We start from the raw sequence: 19,850 nt of genomic DNA on the forward strand, positions 1-19,850 counted from the left end.
ATACTCAGTCTTGCGCCACCCAGTCCACCAGCGCATCCATCACGGGCCGCGCAGCGCCCGCATTGGCGTGGTTCACCATGGCCACCAGCACATAGCGCTGGCCGCTGTTGCCCAAGACGTAGCCCCCCAGCGCATTGGTGTCGCGCAGTGAGCCGGTTTTCAGGTGCGCATTGGCACTGGCTTTGCTGCGGCGCAAGGTGCCGTCCATGCCGGAAATCGGCATCGAGGAGACAAACTCCGGCATCACCGACGATGCCCATGCCGCTTGCAGCATGCGCCCCAGCGCCTGCGCACTGATACGGGCACTGCGGCTCAGACCTGCACCGTTTTCCACCACCGGCATGTCGGCCACCGGCCAGCGCATTTGCCACCACTGTGACAGCGCCGTACGCCCCGCTTCAAAGCTGCCGCTGCCCAGCCGTTCCTTGCCCATCGTCAGCAGCACCTGCTGTGTCATGACGTTGTTGCTGAACTTGTTGATATCGCGCACCACCTCGGCCAGCGCTGGCGACTGGTTCTCCCACGCGGGCTTGAGACCCGGTGGCACAACCCCGTCGCGCACGCTGCCCGTGATTTGCCCGCCCATGTTGCGCCACATGCCTTCAACGGCTTTGAGCGCAAAACTGTGGGGGTCCGGCAGCGCAACGGGCCAGTTCTTGTCGCCACAGCTGGCCGGGTAACGCCCGCCCAGCTGAATGCGCTGCGGGTCACTCCAGTCGGCTTGCAGCTGCGTGCGCCAGTCCCCACATGCCGTACCTTGCGGTGCCAGCGGCACGCTGGCGGGTGACTGAAGTTGCCCCATGGGCAATTCATAGTGAATGCGGGCCACCCCAGCAGCCAGGTCTGGAATGAACCCCAGCACCTGTGTTTTGTAGTTCACCAGCAGCGCATCGGGCCCTGCGTTGTAGGGGCGAAATGGCTCACCATCAAACGCTGCGGGGTCGTGCCCATTGACCTGAAAGGCGGTGCGATCAATGACGATGTCGCCCACAATCACTTTCACGCCCATGCCCTGCAAGCGGCCCAGCATCAGCCACAGGCGCTCGGACACCAGCTTGGGATCCCCTGCGCCCTTGATGTACACCGTGCCCCGAAAAGCCCCTTTGTCAACCACCCCATCCAGGTACACAGGCGTGCGCCACACATATGTGGGGCCCAGCTGCTCCAGCGCAGCGTAGGTGGTGACCAGCTTCATCACAGAAGCTGGATTCATCGGCGTTGCCGCCTGCCAGGCCATGCGCACGGGCTTGCGCCCCTCCACTGGAGCGACATAGAAAGACACGGATTCGCGGGGAATCTGGGCGCGCGCCAAGGCGGCTTCGACGGGGGCGGGCAGCGACTGGGCCAGCACACCACCAGCACTGGCCAGCGCCGCTGCGGCCATACACAGGCGCAGGCTGCGCCACAACAGGGTTTGAGACATAGCTGCCAAGTGTAGGGGCGGCCTGCGCGGTTTTGGCAGCGCCCCTGCACACAGCCCGGCGCTGCCACCGATAATTGAAGGCTTTGGCGCCTTGGTGCGCCCGGCCTTTTTTGCAGCCTGCCCCATGAATTTGCTTGCCTTTGACACCAGCACCGACACCTTGTTCATCGCCATTCAGCGTGGCGATCAGCTGTGGCAACACCAGGCGGCAGGCGGAGCCAACTCTTCGGCCACCTTGATTCCCAGCATTCAGCAAGGTCTGCAAGCGCTGGACTTGAAGTTCTCTGACCTCACGGCCATCGTCTTTGGTCGTGGCCCCGGTTCTTTCACTGGCCTGCGCACCTCATGTGCCATTGCCCAGGGGCTGGCCATGGGCGCAGACCTGCCCCTGCTGCCCATTGACACCTTGCTGGCCGTGGCAGAAGAAGCACGCCACCAGCACGGCGTCACCCACGTGATGGCGGTGCTGGATGCCCGCATGTCAGAGGTCTACCATGCCGGTTACCACTGGGTGGATGGCTGCTGGCAAGCCACGCACGAGCTCGGTCTGTGCGCGCCGCAGGCCTTGCAAATCCCTGTGGGCATGGCTGTTGCTGGCAATGCCCACACCGCCTATCCAGACCGTCTGGCACCCGCTGCGCAGCATCTGCACGCACTGCCCACGGCCACCGCACTGCTGCGCATGGCACCTCGGATGATTGCCGACGGTCACTTGGTCGATGCTTCCTACGCGCTGCCGCTGTACATCCGCGATAAGGTGGCAAAAACCACCGCAGAACGCGAGGCAGAACGCCAAGCTGCCGAAGCTTCTACCCAAGCATGATGCACAGCCACGCTCCATTGCCTTCTACCGCCGCCACCTTCGTGCCCAGCACGGTGCTGCCGCCCGTCGCTGCGGGCCACCAGTTGGTTGCGCTGACCGATGCGCTGCTGGAGACCGTGCTGGCTATTGAAAATGTGGCTTTCAGTCACCCCTGGTCACCAGGCAACTTTACCGATGCACTGCGCAGCGGCTACCACGCCCGCGTGCTGATGCAGCGTGACGAAGTGCTGGGCTATTTCATCGCCATGCAAATCCTCGACGAAGTGCATTTGCTCAACATCACGGTGTCGCCCATCCACCAGGGCCAAGGCTTGGCCCATGAGCTGCTTGACGCCCTGGCCCACTGGAGCCGTCATACGGCCCATGCACAGTGGCTGTGGCTGGAAGTGCGCGAGAGCAACACCCGCGCCCGCCACCTCTATGAACGCTATGGCTTTACCCAGGTCGGCGCCCGTAAGAAGTACTATCCGGTGCACCATGGCGAACGTGAGACTGCCATCTTGATGAATCTTCCCCTATGGCCCTGACCCTCGACACTCGCCAACGCGCCATGCTGCAGGAAATGGGCATTACCGTCTGGCTGCCCAAACCTGCCGCCACCGCCCCTGCGGTGGTGACCATGGCCGCCGCGCAGCGCCCAGCGGTAGCCGCAACGGCTGTAGAGACCTCGCCTGCACCTGTGCTGGCCCCCGCCGTGCCCGCCCCTGATGCCGGGGCGCCAGCCGCTGCAGTTGCAGTGACTGCACCGACAGCGACACCCACCACACACACTGCAGCCCCTGCAGCCGCCCCAGCGCCCGCCCCTGAAGCGACTCCGTGCGCTGAATGGCGCATGTCGCCCGCCGTGCAGGCCTACCCGCAGGCCACAGGCGGCAGTGCCGACAATGCCTGGCTGGTCATCTGGGAGTGCGCCAACCCAGCCACACCGCTGGAGGGCGACACCGGCAAACTGCTCAACAACATGCTGCGCGCTCTGCGCCTGCACCACAGCCGGCATGTCTGGATTGCCAGCGTTCAGCGCCCCGGGCAAGACGATGTGCCAGTGGCCAGCCTGCCGGCAGCACCTGTCGACTGGCAGCCCCTGACACCGTGCTTGCAAACCTGCGTGCAGCAAACACACCCTGCGCGCGTGCTGGTACTGGGCATGCACACCGCCCGTGCGGTGCTCGGCAGCCAGGAGGCACTGGGCCGCTTGCGTGCCCAGGTGCACCAGATTCACCACACCCCCGCCGTGGTCAGCTATGACCCGGCCTATTTGCTGCGTTCTCCGCACGCAAAACCTGCAGCCTGGGCCGACTTGTGCCGCGCCCATGCGCTGCACCCTCCCCCAGCCGCTTAATTGCCCCTCCCGCCAAGTACGACGCATGCACAGCTGGCGCATGCCCGGCATAATTGCGGGCTTGTCATCTTCTCGAGATATCTCTGTGGAAACCTACCCTAGTCGGTAGCTTCCCTCCTCTCTCCCGGGCCTTGTGCTGCAGGTGAAAGGATGGGAAGCGCACCCAACCATCCCCCTGCTAAAGCCACAACAACATTTGGGAGAGCCGTATGCTCAACATCTTCTCGCTGTCCAACGGCCGTTTGGTTCAGGAAGAAATCGAATCACTGGAAGAACTCACGCAGTTTCAGCCCATCTGGGTGGATCTGGAGTCGCCCACGCTGGAAGAAAAACGCTGGATCAAGCAGCACTACGGCCTGTCCATTCCGGAAGACGCCACCGACGAAGACATTGAAGAGTCGGCCCGCTTCTACGAAGAAGACAACGGCGAGCTGCACATTCGCAGCGACTTTCTGGTGGACGACGAAGATGACCCGCGCAGCGTGCGCGTGGCGTTTATCCTGAACCAGCACAACACCGAGCTCAACTCCTGCGGCGTGCTGTTTTCCATCCACGAAGAAGACATTCCCGTTTTCCGCCTGCTGCGCCTGCGCGCACGCCGCGCTCCCGGCCTGATTGAAGAAGCCAAGGAAGTGCTGCTCAAGCTGTTTGATGCCGACGCCGAGTACTCCGCCGATACGCTGGAAGGCATTTACGACGACCTGAAAAAGGTCAGCGCCCAAGTGCTGGAAGGCAGCGTAACCGACAGCGATGCGCAGACCGTGCTGTCTGACATTGCCCGCCAGGAAGACTTGAACGGCCGCATCCGCCGCAACATGCTGGACACGCGCCGCGCCGTCAGCTTCATGATGCGCAGCAAAATGCTCAACGCCGAGCAGTTTGAAGATGCGCGCCAGATTCTGCGCGACATTGAATCGCTGGACAGCCACACGCAGTTCCTGTTCGACAAGATCAACTTCTTGATGGACGCCACCGTCGGTTTTCTGAACATCAACCAGAACAAGATCATCAAGATTTTCTCGGTGGCCAGCGTGGCCTTGCTGCCACCGACGCTGATTGCCAGCGTTTACGGCATGAATTTTCGAGTCATGCCTGAGCTGGAATGGGAGTACGGCTACGTGTATGTGATCATCCTGATGGTGGCCAGCGCGCTGGGTCCCATGATCTATTTCCGCAAGCGCGGCTGGCTCAAGTAACCACAGCCCAAAAAAGAGAGCTGTCATCGCTTATCAGCAATGGTTTTCAGCATCAAAAGTATCTGAAAACTATACCCATCAAGCGCTGAGTGCTCTTTTTAATGAATTCATGGGCGCACAGCACGCCCCAAAGCTCAACGCTCACACTCAGCAGGCCATCCAGCCCAGCCCTTGGCTGGTGCCATTGCGCGGGCGGTACTCGCACCCCACCCAGCCGGCATAGCCCAGGGTATCGATCACATCGAACAGGTAGGGGTAGTGCAGCTCACCCATATCGGGTTCATGGCGCTCAGGCACGCCCGCAATCTGGATATGGCCCACACGCCCGGTAGGAAGGTATTTGCGCAGCTTGGTGGCCACATCCCCCTCCATGATCTGGCAGTGGTACAGATCCATCTGTACCTTGAGATTGAGCGCCGCCACGGTTTGCACCAGGCTGTGCGCCTGGTCCTGCGTTTGCAGGTAGTAGCCCGGCATATCGCGCCCGTTGATGGGTTCGATCAGAACCTCCACGCCCACATCCGCCGCGGTCTGTGCAGCCCAGCGCAGGTTGGCCAGCACCGTGCTGCGCAGCGCCTGCGCCGCAGCACCGGGCGGCACCAGGCCGCTCATTACATGGATGCGTGGGCATTGCAGCACCTGCGCATAGCGCAGCGCCTCCCACACCCCGAGGCGAAAACTGTCTTCCTCCCCGGCCAGACACAGCGTGCCGCGCATGCCGCCGTCCCAAGCCCGGGCCATGTCCTGCACGGTACGCCCGCCCGGCGGAGCATTGAACAGCACTTGCTGCAGTCCGTGCTGGTTCAGCGCCTGTGCCAGCTCCTGCGCAGGATAGGCATAGGGAAAGAGATATTCCACCGCCCTGAACCCATCTCTGGCAGCCGCCGCAAAGCGGGCCAGAAAGGGCAGCTCGGTGTACATCAGCGACAAATTGGCAGCAAATCGGGGCATAGGTGCATGATGAAAACTTCACGTTCAGCGGACAATCCCGCCCTGCCGGTCAACCGCGTTCGAGGCAGAAAACCGACGTACTGGCCCGCAAGTTGACCAAAGTGCGAATGACCTGGCCTTCCTTCAAGCCAAATGCGTCCACTACGTTCAGGCGATTCTTGTGCGCCAGCACCTCAAAGTCTTTGAACGTGCCCACGCGAATGTTGGGCGTGTCATACCACTGGTAGGGCAGATGACGCGTCACAGGCATGCGCCCGCGCAATACCGAAAAGCGGTTGGGCCAGTGTGCAAAGTTGGGGAAACTCACCACGCTCATGCGGCCCACGCGCGCCGTTTCACGCAGCATGGTTTCCGCATTGCGCAAGTGCTGCAGGGTATTGATTTGCAGCACCATGTCAAAGCTGCTGTCCTCAAAAATGGCCAGCCCTTCATCCAGATTGAGCTGCAGCACATTGATGCCACGCTTGACGCACGCCAGCACATTGGCGTCATCGATCTCTACGCCATAGCCCGTACAGCCGCGCTCGCGCTGCAGATACTCCAGAAAGCTGCCATCACCACAGCCCAGGTCAAGCACGCGCGCGCCTTGTGGTACCAGTTGAGCCAATGCTTGCATCGTAGGGGTAGCGGTCATGCGGTGAACTCCTTGGCAATACCTTCAAAGTAGGCGCGCATGGCACCCAGATAACGTGGGTCATCCAGCAAAAAAGCATCGTGGCCATGGGGTGCATCAATCTCGGCGTAGCTCACATCGCGGCCGTTTTGCAGCAAGGCCTGCACCATCTCGCGGCTGCGGTTGGGTGCAAAACGCCAGTCGGTGGTGAAGCTCACCAGGAAGAACTTGGCAATGCTGCGCGCCAATGCGTCTTTCAAGCTGCCGCCGTACTTCTTGGCCGGGTCAAAGTAGTCCAGCGCCCGCGTGATCAGCAGGTAGGTATTGGCGTCAAAGTAGCCGCTGAACTTGTCGCCCTGGTAGCGCAGGTAGCTTTCAATCTCAAATTCAATGTCCTGCGTGGTGAACTTGATGCCGGGGCCGTCGCGCAGAGCGCGGCCAAACTTCTGGTTCATCACGTCATCACTCAGGTACGTGATGTGCCCGATCATGCGGGCAATGCGCAGCCCACGTTTGGGCACCACGTTATGGGCATAAAAGTCGCCGCCATGAAAGTCCGGGTCCGTCACGATGGCGCGTCGCGCCACTTCATTGAAGGCAATGTTTTCAGCATTCAGGTTGGGGGCACTGGCCACCACCACCGCATGGCGCATGCGCTCGGGATACTGCAGCGTCCAGCTCAGCGCCTGCATGCCGCCCAGGCTGCCGCCCAGTACCGCCGCCATCTGATGCACACCCAGACGCTCCAGCAGCAGCGCCTGCGCATTCACCCAGTCTTCCACCGTCAGCACCGGAAAGCTCGAACCGTACACGGCACCCGAATCCGGATTGGTGTGCATGGGCCCGGTGGAGCCAAAACACGAACCCAGGTTGTTGACGCCAATGACAAAGAACTTGTTGGTGTCCACCGCCTTGCCCGGGCCAATCATGTTGTCCCACCAGCCTTCGCTTTTGGCCTGCCCCTCGTAAACACCTGCAACGTGGTGCGACGCATTCAGCGCATGGCAGACAAGGATGGCGTTGGACTTGTCAGCATTGAGCTGACCGTAGGTCTCATACGCAAGGGTGTAGTCACGGATGCTCCTGCCGCTTTGCAGCTGCAGAGCATCCGGAAAATGCATGAATTGTGGTGTGGCGATGAAGGACATAAAAAAACCCGGCATCGCTAAAAACGAGGCCGGGTTTGGAGATGCGGTTTCGTCTTTAGCAGTATTTGTAAAGCGCCCGCAAGCAGAAGCAAATCAGCGCATGAAGTTCATTATGCCAAACTCGGCACCCCTTTGGCCAGCAAAGCCACCACGCCAAGCACCAGGAAAATCACTGCGGAAATGATATGCACCATGCGGATCGGGACTTTCTTGACCAGCTTGTCGCCCAGCCACACCACGGGAGCATTGGCCAGCATCATGCCCAAAGTGGTACCCAGCACCACCCACAGATAGGCGTTGTACTGCGCGGCCAGCATCACCGTTGCAATTTGTGTTTTGTCGCCCATTTCGGCCAGGAAAAAGGCCACCACCGTGGTGCCGAACACCCCCCAGCGCGAATGCTCCGAGACACCTTCATCGTCCAGCTTGTCGGGAATCAGCATCCAGATGGCCATTGCAATGAAGGACAGGCCCAAAATCCAGCGCAGCACATCGGGGCCGATCATGGTGTTCACCCAGGCCCCCACCGCTCCAGCCAAGCCGTGGTTGACCACCGTTGCCGTAAAGATCCCCAAAACGATGGGCCAGGGTTTTCGAAAACGGGCGGCAAGAATCAGGGCGAGCAGCTGCGTTTTGTCGCCCATTTCAGCCAAGGCGACGATGCCTGTCGAGACGAGGAAAGCTTCCATGTGGATCGGGAGTTGTTATATATGGCTGGACTCAACACGCATTGACCGTCGCCGCGTCCAGCCATGGATACGGTGATGGTCAATGGTCTTGTTCAGCTTTTTCAAACCGCCGGCACCATAGCGCTGAGCGCCAAGTATGTTGATGCAGGCTTTTGGTGCATTGCACACCAAACGAACTACTCCCCAAGGACGAAGCTATTGTAGCGATTTGCAATAACTATCTTTGGCGGCGGGATAGCCCGGGTTACCCCGGGGCTTTGTTGTATAGGAGCACAAATTTGACAAAAACCCCATTGTCTGCGTGAAAGCTTGCATCATAATGGCCTCGTTCACGGGTGCGAGAGCACATGAGCAAGTGCGTTTGCGTCTCTAAGGTAGGTCACGATAAGTTGGCTTTCGGTTAGGGCTCCATCGCGTTTCAAGTATTTTTTCTAGGAGTCCTCCATGGGCAACAAACTGTACGTAGGCAACCTGCCTTACTCTTTCCGCGATAACGACCTCGAGCAGGCGTTCTCCGAATTCGGCGCTGTGCAAAGCGCTAAGGTCATGATGGAGCGTGACACTGGCCGTTCCAAGGGCTTCGGCTTTGTGGAAATGGGTAGCGATGCTGAAGCACAAGCTGCCATCCAAGGTCTGCACGGCCAAAACTACGGTGGCCGTGACCTGGTGGTCAACGAAGCCCGTCCTATGGAGCCACGTCCTCCCCGTAGCGGTGGCTTCGGTGGCGGCAACGGCGGCGGCTTCGGCGGCGGCCGTGGCAACGGCGGTGGCGGCTACGGCGGTGGCCGCGGCGGTTACTAAGCCAATCCTCTAGCGCCCTCAACAGCGCTTTGGAATAAAAAAAGGAACCTTCGGGTTCCTTTTTTTATTTTCAGTTTCTCATTTTTCAAAGAAATAGTTGTTATTTTTCAATCTCTCCATTAATAATATTTCGGCAGGTTATGCATTGCCTGTGCTTAGTCGTTGCCATGCTGTGACATTTCAAATAATGCACTTATTTTGAAGCAGAGGAGTCCGTAATGGGTAGTAAGTTGTATGTGGGCAATTTGCCTTATGGAGTTCGTGAGCAGGACTTGCAACAAGCCTTTGCGCAATTTGGCTCAGTGATCAGCACCAAAGTCATGATCGAACGTGACACCGGGCGCTCCAAAGGCTTTGGCTTTGTCGAGATGGGCAGCGACAGCGAAGCCAGTGCCGCAATTGAAGGCATGAACGGCCAACCTCTGGGGGGACGCAGTCTTTTGGTCAATGAAGCTCGCCCCATGGAGCCACGATCGCCTCGCACCGGTGGGTATGGAGGAGGCTCTCAGGCCCAGAACAGCGGCGGTTACGCCGGCAGAAATGAAGGAAGTTTCCGCAGCCCCTATGGCACCGGTCCACGCAACCGACAAAATACCGGGCACGGCAGCATTAATCATGGCGGCGGCACCTATCGCAATGATTAATACGAACAGATAAAAACAAAAAAGGCCTTATCAGGCCTTTTTTGTTAAATCTATCCTACAAGATTAATGGATTTATTCTTATTTATTTGCAGGATGAATAATACCCTTGACACGACCTTTTAACTCTACGACTTGAGAAAGGTTGTCATAGTCCATGCGGTCTCCAGAAAATTGATTATTTCCTCGCGTCAAAACCACCGGCAAATGTGACTGTACCCGCTCTTCATTGGGCCAGGCATGCAAAAACTCACCAGAAAATTGCATCGTCTGCCCGGGCTGGTTCGGGAACTGCCGCACCACCTTGGCCGCCCCAACCAGTTGCACCTCTGAAGAGTCGGAATTGCTGATACCGCGTTTTGCAGAAGTCAGCGTAACCACCCCATCCGGGGCAATACTGCGTGTGCGTACCGCATCGACTTCCAAGGTATCTGTCTTCGGAAAATGGCGGGCTTCATCACCTGTCATCACACTTTGCAAGCGCCCTGTCCCGTCAAACTGATGGACTGAAAATTTCTCCATGGTGTAGTCGGGTGCATCAGACACCACCCGATCCACATTGCCTAGCAGTGGTTTCGGGGCATTGCGCACCAGCCACCATGTGCCCATTGCCAGTAACGCCATGAGCATCACTGGCAGATAGATGGAGACGCGTTCCCCAAGACGCTGCAAGGACTTTTTCATCGTTGGTAAGCCTCCAGCAAACCTGCATACTGACCATTGGCAATTAACAGCAAGTCACACAGCTGGCGCACGGCTCCGTGGCCGCCCATCGCACTGGTTACAAAATCTGCCACTACCAGGTTTTCAGCGTGTGCGTTGCAGGGTGCACACGCCAGTGCGCTGCGCTGCATCATGGGTAAATCAGGCCAGTCATCGCCCATGGCGGCTGCCTGCTTCCAGTCCAGTCCCAGCGCGTTGAGGATGGACTGCGCAGCAGGCACTTTGTCTTCCGTTCCGTACACCACATGCTGCACGCCCAGTTGCTGCAGGCGCAAGCGCAATGGCGCGGAATCTCGCCCGGTGACTACGGCAGGAACAATGCCTGCCTTTTGCAGCAGTTTGATGCCATGGCCATCGAGCGTATTGAAACGCTTGATGCTCTCACCATGCTCGGTAAAGTGCAGGCCACCATCCGTCAGCACGCCGTCCACATCGAAAAACACGACACGAATACCCTGGGCGCGCTCCAGCAGTTCTGAAGGAAATCGCTGCGTAGGCGTTGTATGAGTTTGAGGCATCAGATGACCTTGGCAACCATCAGGTCGCGGATATGCACCATCCCCACCAGGTGTGCCTGGGCATCCACCACCAGCACTGAAGTAATGCCGTGCTGCTCCATCAGTTGCGCAGCATCTACTGCCAGGGCATCAGAAGAAATCGTCCGCGGCTGACTGTGCATCAGCTGTGCGGCCTTGGCGTTGCGCAAGTCTGTACCGTCCTCGATGCGGCGGCGCAAATCTCCGTCGGTAAAAATGCCAACTACGCGGTTATCGGCATCCACGACCGCACTCGCTCCCATGTTCTTGGCGCTGATTTCACGCATCAGACGGTCAAAACCATCATTGGCCTGCACGCGGGGCACGTCATCGCCGCTGCGCATCACATCGCGCACATGGGTCAGCAATTTGCGGCCCAAAGAACCGCCAGGGTGTGACAGCGCAAAGTCTTCGGCTTTAAAGCCCCGGGCGTCCAGCAGCGCCGACGCAATCGCATCACCCAGCGCCAGTTGCACGGTGGTACTGGCCGTTGGTGCCAGATTCAAAGGGCAGGCTTCACGCTCCACACTGGTGTTGAGCACCCAATCTGCATGCTTGGCCAAGCTGGAAGACAAACCGCCAGTCATGGCAGCAATGCGCACGCCCTGTCGTTTGAGCGCAGGCAGCAGTGATGTCAGCTCATGGCTTTCACCGCTGTTGGAAATCGCCAGCACCATGTCTTTTTGCGTCACCATCCCCAAATCACCGTGGCTGGCTTCGGCAGGGTGCACAAAAAAAGCGGGGGTTCCGGTCGACGCCAGGGTGGCGGCTATCTTTCGACCAATATGGCCACTCTTGCCCATCCCCATGACCACCACACGCCCGGGCGTCTCCAGCATGGCCTGCGCCACCTGCACAAAGGTGTCATCCAGACGCTGTGCCAAAGTTTGCAGCGCTTGAATTTCAATGGCCAGGGTTTCACGCGCAGTTGCCAGCGCCTGCGTAGCACCCAGAACGGGCGTGGTCTGCATGGGGGTATTCATGGTCTGATTTTATCGATGCCGGCAAGACCACGCCGTGCGACACGGACAAGTTCATGCAAACAGCCTTTGAAACTCATGCAAGTTGCCCGTCTACCCCTGTTTGGCGCACGCGAAAAAGTAACGAAACGCCTGCTCAGACCTTCATTGGCGCACCGCCAGAAATCGGAGAGCAAGTAAGCGGAGACACCTCGATCAACTTTTTATTGCTCGTCAGCCTTTCAACATTGAAGCGACTGCATGACCCCGGCAAGCACGCAAACACTGACCACTGATTACACTTTTCACAACAACCTGCATTTGCTTGGCCATGCCCGTGAATGCCGAAGCTCTTGATTCCCTTGATGGATGCCGCTCTGCCAAATCCACCATGCCTGCAGAGACCTTGAACTGAACACTCCATGTACACCACCAGCGTCAACGATTACCTTCGCCAGCACATTCGCACTGTCTCCAATTGGCCGGCGCCTGGCGTTCAGTTCCGCGACATCACCCCCTTGCTGCAAGACCCCAAAGTTTTCCGCATTCTGATTGATGCATTTGTCCATCGTTACATGGATGTTGACAAGCGCCCCGACGTAGTGGCCGGCCTGGATGCCCGCGGCTTTATTCTGGGTGCCGTGATCGCTTACGAGTTGAATGTTGGTTTTGTCCCCATTCGCAAGAAAGGCAAGCTGCCGTTCACGACCGTGGAAGAAACCTACGAGTTGGAATATGGCAGCGCCACCGTGGAGCTGCATACCGACGCAGTCAAGCCTGGCGACAAGGTTTTGCTGATTGACGACTTGATCGCCACAGGCGGCACCATGATGGCGGGCAAGAAACTGCTGGAAAAACTGGGCGCTACCGTGATGGAGGGCGCTGCCATCGTGGATCTGCCCGAGCTTGGCGGCTCCAAGCTGCTGCAGGAGGTTGGCAAGCTTCCTCTGTTCACACTGGTGGATTTTGAAGGCCACTAAAGCAGTGCCACCCCATTGCGTTCAAGCCGGCATGTGCCGGCTTTTGTCTTTCTGTGTGGACATGACTATTCCCCCTGGAAACACATATAGACACAACTTCCGCACTCTTGTCACGGCAAACTCACGGATGTAACAGCTCAGAATCCCCATCTGTCTCTCCACATGCCCAAGCCTCCACGCAACAATCTGATGCCTGTCACTCCAGCGTGGCGACGCTGTCTGGGCTACGTGGCATGGGCCATCGTGGCCATGCTTGCGTTGCTGTGTGCCACCTGGGGCTACATGGCATTGCAAGCACAGGTGCCACAGCGCAACAACATGGCTGCTGCGATAGCCATGGTCTGGGGCTTTGCTTGGGTGATCTTGTTGGGTTATGGCATGTTGCAGCGGCGCATCCTGCCTATCTTGGCGGGTGGCCTGGTTTTGGTGCTGGCGCTGCTGGCCTGGTGGGGCACCATCGAGCCCCGTGCCGACCGCGCATGGGCAGCAGATGTGGCCCAGCTGGTGCGTGTAGAGCCAGACAAAGACAAGCCCTCTCGGGTGCACCTGCACAACGTGCGCAACTTCACGTGGCGCAGTGAAACCGACTTCACCCCACGCTGGGAAACACACAGCTATGACCTGACACAACTTCACAGCGTGGATGTGGCCCTGTCGTACTGGATGGGACCTGCCATTGCCCACACGCTGGTGTCATTTGGTTTTGCTGATGGCCAGCACGTTGTGTTCTCCATCGAAATTCGCAAAGAGCAGCACGAACAATTTGACGCACTGGCGGGCTTTTTCAAGCAGTATGAAATGGCTTTGGTCGCTGCAGACGAACGCGATATTTTGGCTGTCCGCACCAATGTGCGAGGCGAGCAAGTGCACCTGTACCGCATCGACATGCCGCAAGACAGCATGCGTGACTTGTTCCTCGCCTATGCCTACCAGGCCAGCCAGCTGGAATACGCGCCGCGCTTTTATCACACGCTGACGGCCAACTGCACCACCATTGTCTGGCAGCTGGCGCGGCGCATTGGGCAGGCCTTGCCCACCGACTGGCGCTTGCTGGCATCGGGTTATCTGCCTGAATATCTGCGTGATGTCGGTGCCCTGCAGTCCATGCAGCCTTTGGCAACCCTGCGCGCTACCAGCGACATCACGCAGCGCGCACAAAACTGGCAACCCCCAGCAGGGTTGGACGATGCCGCCGCCAGCGCAGATTTTTCCCGCCATATTCGCCAAGTCCCATAGCACGACCCAGCGCTGGCTGCGACAAGGGCCGCCCTGTCTTGCGGCCAAGCCTCAAGACCATCGGCGCACATCACCACAGCGCCCTACACTCGCTGGCTATGACGCCGACTTCCTCGCCCCGCTGGTTCCTTGCACTGCTCCTGTCCGCCTTGCTGACCGGGTGTGCCGGCGTGACGGTGCGCACGGCAGACCCCGCCACCTACCTGGCTGAGCGGCGCAGTGATGTACTGACCTCTGGCGAACTCAGTCCTGCCACGCAGGAGGCCTTGCGTGTCCTGGATCTGGACACCAAAACGTGCATGGCAGACGTCCCCAAATGCCACTACACGCTGGCCACTGCCACTGGCTTGTATGACGAGCAGCGCATGGCCTCACTGGCCGAGCTGTGGACGCTGCAGGCGCGTGCCGCTCAAAAAATACCGTCGCTGCCAGGCACACGCACCCAGGCCGAAGTCCAGGCGTGGCTGGAGGCCGCGCGCCACGCCTGGGCGTATCTGTTTTTCACCGAGCGCAAGCCCAGTGACCGCGCCTTCGAAGATCGCCAGGTGCAGGTGCGTGACTATTACAACTACGCCGTGCAGCAAGCGGTGACCGGCCTGTTTGAGCTGCGCCGGCACGATCTGCAAAACATTCCAGAGCAATTTGGCGACTGGCAGCTGACCACCGATTTCTCCGGCCTGTGGCTGCCTGCCAACAAAGGCATGCCCAACGAATTGGTGCCTGCCACTTCGCTGCGTTTTTCCGGTTTGCGCAACCAGTACCGGCGCGATGGCTTTGGCGCAGAACTGGTCTCTGTCTTTCAAAGCGCAGAAGATGCCCAGCAACTGCTCGTCGCCAGCGCCAGTCTGGAAGGCCCCCCTCAGCCGCCCTTCCAAGAATCGCTCTTTCCTGCGGTCACGGTACTGCTGCGCTTTGGCGGCAACACCATGCAGGAAGTGCTGTCCACGCACCAGGTCGAGCTGCAGGCGCTGGACCCCTATCGCTTCCGCCAGGTTGAAATGGCCAACACACGCGTACCGCTGGCGGGCAACTTTTCATCGGGCTATGGCTTGTGGCTGGCACGCTCGGGCTTTTCCACGCAGGCGCTGCGCACGCTGGTGGGCTTGAGCAACGGCATTACCCAGCCCAGCATCTACCTGATGCAGCCGTACGACCCGAACCGGCGCACCATCATCATGCTGCATGGTCTGGCCAGCAGCCCCGAAGCCTGGATCAATGTGGCCAACGAGGTGCTGGGTGACGAGACGCTGCGCCGCAACTACCAGGTCTGGCAGGTGTACTACCCCACCAATGCCCCGCTGGCATTGAACAATTACGCCATCCGTCAGGCCTTGCAGCGCACGCTGCAGCACTTTGACCCGCAAGGCACGGCACGCGCCTCACAAAACATTACGCTGGTGGGCCACAGCATGGGGGGCGTGCTGTCGCGCCTGCTGGTCAGCAACACCCAGGGTCAGATGCTGAGCGCCATTACAAACACCTACGGCATCGAACCGGCCAGCGACGAAAACTGGGGCGAAAAGCTGCGCCCCTACCTTGAGTTTGAAGCCGTGCCCCAGGTCAGCAGCGCCATCTTTATTGCGGCCCCCCACCGCGGCACCGACTTTGCCAACAATCGTGTGGCCCGCTGGGTTTCCAACCTGATTACGCTGCCGTTTTCCATGGTGGAGCAATTTGCCGACATCACACGCGGTCTGGCCCATGCCTCACCCCGTATTGGCAAGCAGTCGCTGCTGCGCATTCCCAATAGCATCGACAACCTGAGCGACGAAGATGCCTATGTCCGCCTGGCGGCCCAGTTGCCCATTGACCCTCGCGTGCGCTACCACTCCATCATTGGCAACCACACGCCCGGTAAACCGCTGGATGAAAGCAGTGACGGCATCGTGCCTTACCGCAGCGCGCACCTGGAGGGCGCAGCCTCTGAGCTGATCGTGCCGTTCAGCCACAGCGTGCAGGAGCACCCCCGCGCCATCGTGGAAATCCGGCGCATTCTGCACAATCAGCTGCTGCCTCAGAATCCTGTAAAGTGAGCTGTCAAGGCCCAAAACAAAAGGGTTTCAAAGTTAAAACACCTCGAAACCCTTTGTTTGCAAGCGTTAGCCGCTATGCTTGGCTTGCGTTTACTTGCCAATACAGAAGCTGCTGAAGATCACGCCCAGCAAATCGTCTGACGTGAATTCACCCGTAATGCTGTTCAGTGCGGTCTGCGACAGGCGCAGCTCTTCGGCCAGAATGTCCAGCGCCGGGCCGGGCACGTTCAGCTGGGCGTGCGCCTCATCCAGGTGGGCGCCCACGGCCTGCAAGGCCTCCACATGGCGCGCGCGTGCAATGTACAAGCCTTCGGCCGCCGACTGCCAGCCTGCCACTTGCAGCAAGCGCTGGCGCACGGCATCCAGCCCTTCCCCCGTGCGCGCCGACAGGCTCAGGCTTTGCTCGCTGCCCTTGCGGCCAGCCAGCGGGGCCAGCGGCTGCATGTCCACGCCGGGCGCAGCCAGATCGGTCTTGTTCCACAGATCAATCACAGGCACGCTGGGCAAAATGCGTTCGGCCAGCGTGCGGGCAATGTCCAGATCTGCCTCTGCGTAGCCCGCCTCTGCCATGCGCGAGAGGTCGTGCAAAAACAGTACGGCATCGGCACCGGCAATTTCTTCCCAGGCGCGGGCAATGCCAATGCGTTCCACCTCGTCGTCGCTGTCGCGCAGACCGGCGGTATCAATCACGTGCAGCGGTACGCCGTCGATCTGAATGGTCTGCTGCACCTTGTCGCGCGTGGTGCCTGCAATGGGGGTGACGATGGCCAGTTCGGCCCCCGCCAGCGCATTGAGCAGCGAGCTTTTGCCCGCATTGGGCTGGCCCGCAATCACCACCTTGATGCCCTCGCGCAGCAGCGCACCTTGCTGGGTGCGCGCCAGCACCTGACCGAGCTGGTCGCGCAGGCCATCGAGCTGCCCATACGCATCGGCTTTTTTCAGAAAGTCGATTTCTTCTTCCGGAAAGTCCAGCGTGGCCTCTACCAGCATGCGCAGGTGCACCAGCGCTTGGCGCAGCTCGCCAATCTCGCGTGAGAAGTCGCCCGAGAGCGAGCGGCTGGCGCTGCGTGCGGCAGCCTCGGTGCTGGCGTCAATCAGATCGGCAATCGCTTCGGCCTGCGCCAGATCGATCTTGTCATTCAGAAAGGCACGCTCGGTAAATTCACCGGGCTGGGCCAGCCGCAAGCCGGGCAATACGACAGCAGAGGAGCCAGCGGCCACCTCCTCCTGTGCCGCTTCCAGACAACGCGCCAGCAGCAACTGCAGCACCACGGGGCCGCCGTGGGCCTGCAGCTCCAGCACGTCTTCGCCGGTATAGCTGTTGGGGCCTGGAAAGTAGAGCGCCAGGCCGTGGTCAATGGGTGCGCCCTTGCCGTCCTTGAAGGGCATATAGGTGGCTTCACGCGGCTTGAGCGCTTTGCCCAGCAGGTGCTGCACAAAACCCGCAATCTGCTTGCCAGAGACACGCACAATGCCCACGGCCCCGCGCCCGGGGGCGGTGGCAATGGCAACGATGGGATCGGTATGGCGGGCAAGCATGGCTTCACATCCTTAGGTGGGCAGGCGCCCATGATAGCCATGGGCGGCCTCAAACAGATTTCAAAAGCAGGAGCATTCAGCGCTTGTATTTACTAGTTTTCAGATACAAAACTATCTAAAAAAACAGCATACATAAGCGTTAAACGCTCTTGTTTTCAAAAGCTGTGCTTTGAAACATCAAAGGCCGCTTGCGCGGCCTTTGATCGGTTCAGCAAGCCGTCAGTGGCTTACTTCTTCTTGGCTTTGACGTCCGTCACCGCCGCGTCAGCCTTCTTGAAGCTGGGCAGATTGAACTGCGGGGGCACGCCCATGCGGGTGTTGATGACCCACTGCTGTGCAATCGACAAGATGTTGTTGGTCAGCCAGTACAGCACCAGACCAGCAGGGAACATGAAGAACATGACACTGAAAATCAGGGGCATGAACCACATCATCTTGGCTTGCATCGGGTCTGGTGGCACAGGGTTCAGTGCGGTTTGCAGCAGCGAAGACGCAGTCATCAGCAGCGGCAAGACATAGAAGGGGTCCTTGGCCGACAGGTCAGTGATCCACAAGATCCATGGTGCGTGGCGAATTTCGACCGACGACAGCAGCACCCAGTACAAGGCGATGAACACGGGGATCTGGATCATGATGGGGAAGCAACCGCCCATGGGGTTGACCTTCTCCTCACGGTAGATGCGCATCATCTCCTGCTGCATCTGCTGGGGGTTGCCCTTCAGACGCTCGCGCATTTCCATGATCTTGGGGTTGATGGCCTTCATCTTGGCCATCGAGCCGTAGGCCTTGGCGTTCAACCAGTAGAACAAGATCTTCAGGAACAGCACCAGACCAACGATCGACCAGCCCCAGTTGCCCAAGATGCCGTGGATCTTGTCCAGCAGCCAGTACAGCGGCTTGGCCAAAATGGTCAGCCAGCCATAGTCCTTGACCAGTTCCAGACCGGGAGCCAGCGACTCCAGTGTCTTTTCCAGCTGCGGGCCTGCAAACAGGCGGGCTTCAACGGCCTTGGTCTCGCCAGGCTGCAACGTGCCCAAAGGCGTGATCATGCCGGCGGCGTACAGGTTCTCGCCCACCTTGCGTGCATAGTTGTCGCGCTGAATGCCGTCACCCAGCAACCAGGCGCTGGCAAAGTAGTGCTGCACCATGGCCACGTAGCCGCTGGTGGCAGTCTTTTCAAACTTGGCCTTGTCCTTGTCGATGTCCTTGAACTCCACCTTCTGGTACTTGGCCGTATCGGTGTAGATCGCAGGGCCGGTGAAGGTTGAGTAAAAAGCATTGCCGCCATCCACTGCATTGCCGTCACGCAGCAATTGCAGATACAGCTGGGGCGTAATTGCGGTGGCACCGGCGTTCACCACATCGTGCTTGACCGCAATGTCATAAGCGCCGCGCTTGACGGTGAATGTCTTGACCAGCTTGACGCCATCTTGCACGGGCGACTCAAAACGCACTTGCAGTTCGTTTTGTCCGTCTTTGAGCTCTCGCTCACCGGGCTGCACGGTCATCACGGTCTTGTGGGTGGGGTAATTGCCACCAATCAGACCGGTTTGTGCCTGGTACACACGCTGTGTGCTGTCGTCAAACAGCACGAATGGCTGGGACTTGTCTGCGTCGCTGCCGTACTTGAGCAGCTCTGCATGCACCAGTGCACCGCCTTGGCCATCAAAGGTCAGGCGCATCACATCGGTGGTAACAGTCACTTTTTCCTGTGCCACGGGGGCTGCATCTGCAACGCCCGGCACATTGCTGGCCAGCACATCGGCAGTGGCGGTCAGGGCATCAGGCACATCCGCAGGCTTGCTCTCGGCAGGCGCAGTGGCCGTGGCTTTGGGCGCCGAAGGGAAGAACGTGGCTTGTTTGCCATTGTGGATTTGCCATTGGTCCCACAGCAAAACCATGGAAAAGCCAAATATCACCCACAAAATGGTGCGGCGAATGTCGTTCATGAAGACTTCTTTGGTGAGGAAGATGAGGTCAAACCGGTAAACAGCTTGGGCGCTTTGTCAGGCACGGGATCATGCCCGCCATCACACCACGGTTGGCAACGTACCAGTCGCCGCAGTGTCAAATAAGTGCCAGCCGCTGCACCGTGCTGCTCTAAAGCCTTCAAAGAGTAGGCCGAACAGGTCGGTTCAAAACGGCAAGCCGAGCCCAGCCATGGGCTCAAAGTGAGGCGATAGCCACGAACTAATGCCATGAGCAGCGCCTTCACCATGG

21 protein-coding genes and 1 riboswitch are annotated in these 19,850 nt (G+C 59.3%); of the genes, 10 read left to right on the forward strand and 11 right to left on the reverse strand.

Annotation, left to right across the window (positions count from 1 at the left end; translation table 11 throughout):
- Window positions 1–4 precede the first annotated feature (4 nt).
- Complete coding sequence (gene dacB / locus IB213_RS14275; RefSeq protein WP_192407358.1) at window positions 5–1,423, reverse strand: D-alanyl-D-alanine carboxypeptidase/D-alanyl-D-alanine-endopeptidase; 1,419 nt, start codon at window positions 1,421–1,423, stop codon at window positions 5–7.
- A gap of 124 nt (window positions 1,424–1,547) precedes the next feature.
- On the opposite strand from dacB, the gene tsaB reads away from it, so the two are divergent.
- The 4 genes from tsaB to corA all read left to right on the forward strand — a co-directional run bounded on the left by tsaB (window position 1,548) and on the right by corA (window position 4,781).
- On the forward strand, window positions 1,548–2,246 hold the full coding sequence (tsaB, locus tag IB213_RS14280; RefSeq protein ID WP_192407366.1) for a tRNA (adenosine(37)-N6)-threonylcarbamoyltransferase complex dimerization subunit type 1 TsaB: 699 nt from the start codon (window positions 1,548–1,550) through the stop codon (window positions 2,244–2,246).
- Complete coding sequence (rimI, locus tag IB213_RS14285) at window positions 2,246–2,773, forward strand: ribosomal protein S18-alanine N-acetyltransferase (protein WP_192407626.1); 528 nt, start codon at window positions 2,246–2,248, stop codon at window positions 2,771–2,773. Before tsaB ends, rimI begins: the two co-directional genes overlap by 1 nt.
- Window positions 2,764–3,585, forward strand: a complete 822-nt coding sequence (locus IB213_RS14290) for a uracil-DNA glycosylase family protein (RefSeq protein ID WP_192407368.1) — start codon at window positions 2,764–2,766, stop codon at window positions 3,583–3,585. The genes rimI and IB213_RS14290 overlap by 10 nt, the downstream gene beginning before the upstream one ends.
- A 209-nt stretch (window positions 3,586–3,794) precedes the next feature.
- Window positions 3,795–4,781, forward strand: coding sequence for a magnesium/cobalt transporter CorA (corA, locus tag IB213_RS14295; protein WP_191721922.1), 987 nt, complete (start codon window positions 3,795–3,797; stop codon window positions 4,779–4,781).
- 147 nt (window positions 4,782–4,928) lie between these two features.
- On the opposite strand, the gene otnI is transcribed toward corA, so the two are convergent.
- From otnI to IB213_RS14315, 4 genes are all read right to left on the reverse strand, one after another.
- Window positions 4,929–5,732 carry a 2-oxo-tetronate isomerase gene (otnI, locus tag IB213_RS14300; protein WP_192407370.1) on the reverse strand — a complete coding sequence of 268 codons (804 nt, stop codon included), beginning with the start codon at window positions 5,730–5,732 and terminating at the stop codon, window positions 4,929–4,931.
- A 49-nt stretch (window positions 5,733–5,781) separates the two neighbouring features.
- The gene (gene metW / locus IB213_RS14305; protein WP_191721924.1) at window positions 5,782–6,366 is read right to left on the reverse strand and encodes a methionine biosynthesis protein MetW; all 585 of its coding nucleotides are present in this window, start codon (window positions 6,364–6,366) and stop codon (window positions 5,782–5,784) included.
- Window positions 6,363–7,493 carry a homoserine O-acetyltransferase gene (locus IB213_RS14310; protein ID WP_191721925.1) on the reverse strand — a complete coding sequence of 377 codons (1,131 nt, stop codon included), beginning with the start codon at window positions 7,491–7,493 and terminating at the stop codon, window positions 6,363–6,365. The genes metW and IB213_RS14310 overlap by 4 nt, the downstream gene beginning before the upstream one ends.
- Before the next feature lie 110 nt (window positions 7,494–7,603).
- On the reverse strand, window positions 7,604–8,182 hold the full coding sequence (locus tag IB213_RS14315; protein ID WP_191721926.1) for a TMEM165/GDT1 family protein: 579 nt from the start codon (window positions 8,180–8,182) through the stop codon (window positions 7,604–7,606).
- Window positions 8,183–8,205: 23 nt separating this feature from the next.
- A riboswitch (yybP-ykoY riboswitch) is annotated at window positions 8,206–8,379 on the reverse strand.
- 247 nt (window positions 8,380–8,626) lie between these two features.
- On the opposite strand from IB213_RS14315, the gene IB213_RS14320 reads away from it, so the two are divergent.
- Together IB213_RS14320 and IB213_RS14325 are read left to right on the forward strand one after the other, a co-directional pair.
- On the forward strand, window positions 8,627–8,983 hold the full coding sequence (locus IB213_RS14320; protein WP_191721927.1) for an RNA-binding protein: 357 nt from the start codon (window positions 8,627–8,629) through the stop codon (window positions 8,981–8,983).
- A 218-nt stretch (window positions 8,984–9,201) separates the two neighbouring features.
- Complete coding sequence (locus IB213_RS14325; protein ID WP_192407372.1) at window positions 9,202–9,627, forward strand: RNA-binding protein; 426 nt, start codon at window positions 9,202–9,204, stop codon at window positions 9,625–9,627.
- Window positions 9,628–9,705: 78 nt separating this feature from the next.
- On the opposite strand, the gene lptC is transcribed toward IB213_RS14325, so the two are convergent.
- The 3 genes from lptC to IB213_RS14340 are packed head-to-tail and all read right to left on the reverse strand — an operon-like array spanning window position 9,706 to window position 11,866.
- On the reverse strand, window positions 9,706–10,308 hold the full coding sequence (lptC, locus tag IB213_RS14330) for an LPS export ABC transporter periplasmic protein LptC (RefSeq protein ID WP_191721929.1): 603 nt from the start codon (window positions 10,306–10,308) through the stop codon (window positions 9,706–9,708).
- Window positions 10,305–10,865: an HAD family hydrolase gene (locus IB213_RS14335; RefSeq protein ID WP_192407374.1), complete on the reverse strand. Its 561-nt coding sequence runs from the start codon at window positions 10,863–10,865 to the stop codon at window positions 10,305–10,307. The genes lptC and IB213_RS14335 overlap by 4 nt, the downstream gene beginning before the upstream one ends.
- Window positions 10,865–11,866, reverse strand: coding sequence for an SIS domain-containing protein (locus IB213_RS14340; RefSeq protein ID WP_191721931.1), 1,002 nt, complete (start codon window positions 11,864–11,866; stop codon window positions 10,865–10,867). The genes IB213_RS14335 and IB213_RS14340 overlap by 1 nt, the downstream gene beginning before the upstream one ends.
- A gap of 53 nt (window positions 11,867–11,919) precedes the next feature.
- Between IB213_RS14340 and IB213_RS14345 the strand changes: the two genes are divergently transcribed.
- From IB213_RS14345 to IB213_RS14360, 4 genes are all read left to right on the forward strand, one after another.
- Entirely contained in the window at window positions 11,920–12,138 is a 219-nt protein-coding gene (locus IB213_RS14345; RefSeq protein WP_192407375.1) for a hypothetical protein, read from the forward strand.
- A gap of 126 nt (window positions 12,139–12,264) precedes the next feature.
- Window positions 12,265–12,822, forward strand: coding sequence for an adenine phosphoribosyltransferase (locus IB213_RS14350; RefSeq protein WP_191721932.1), 558 nt, complete (start codon window positions 12,265–12,267; stop codon window positions 12,820–12,822).
- 162 nt (window positions 12,823–12,984) lie between these two features.
- A complete protein-coding gene (locus tag IB213_RS14355) occupies window positions 12,985–14,058 on the forward strand; it encodes a DUF4105 domain-containing protein (RefSeq protein WP_225561136.1) in 1,074 nt (357 codons plus the stop codon).
- Window positions 14,059–14,156: 98 nt separating this feature from the next.
- Entirely contained in the window at window positions 14,157–16,091 is a 1,935-nt protein-coding gene (locus tag IB213_RS14360) for an alpha/beta fold hydrolase (protein WP_192407377.1), read from the forward strand.
- Between the two features lie 90 nt (window positions 16,092–16,181).
- Here IB213_RS14360 and mnmE read toward each other — a convergent pair whose 3' ends face one another.
- The 3 genes from mnmE to yidD all read right to left on the reverse strand — a co-directional run bounded on the left by mnmE (window position 16,182) and on the right by yidD (window position 19,848).
- The gene (mnmE, locus tag IB213_RS14365) at window positions 16,182–17,630 is read right to left on the reverse strand and encodes a tRNA uridine-5-carboxymethylaminomethyl(34) synthesis GTPase MnmE (protein ID WP_192407379.1); all 1,449 of its coding nucleotides are present in this window, start codon (window positions 17,628–17,630) and stop codon (window positions 16,182–16,184) included.
- A gap of 227 nt (window positions 17,631–17,857) precedes the next feature.
- A complete protein-coding gene (gene yidC, locus IB213_RS14370) occupies window positions 17,858–19,579 on the reverse strand; it encodes a membrane protein insertase YidC (protein ID WP_192407381.1) in 1,722 nt (573 codons plus the stop codon).
- The gene (gene yidD / locus IB213_RS14375) at window positions 19,576–19,848 is read right to left on the reverse strand and encodes a membrane protein insertion efficiency factor YidD (RefSeq protein WP_191721936.1); all 273 of its coding nucleotides are present in this window, start codon (window positions 19,846–19,848) and stop codon (window positions 19,576–19,578) included. The genes yidC and yidD overlap by 4 nt, the downstream gene beginning before the upstream one ends.
- Between the last annotated feature and the right edge of the window lie 2 nt (window positions 19,849–19,850).

The organism is Comamonas sp. CMM02, assembly GCF_014851485.1.
Lineage (GTDB): Bacteria > Pseudomonadota > Gammaproteobacteria > Burkholderiales > Burkholderiaceae_C > Comamonas > Comamonas avium.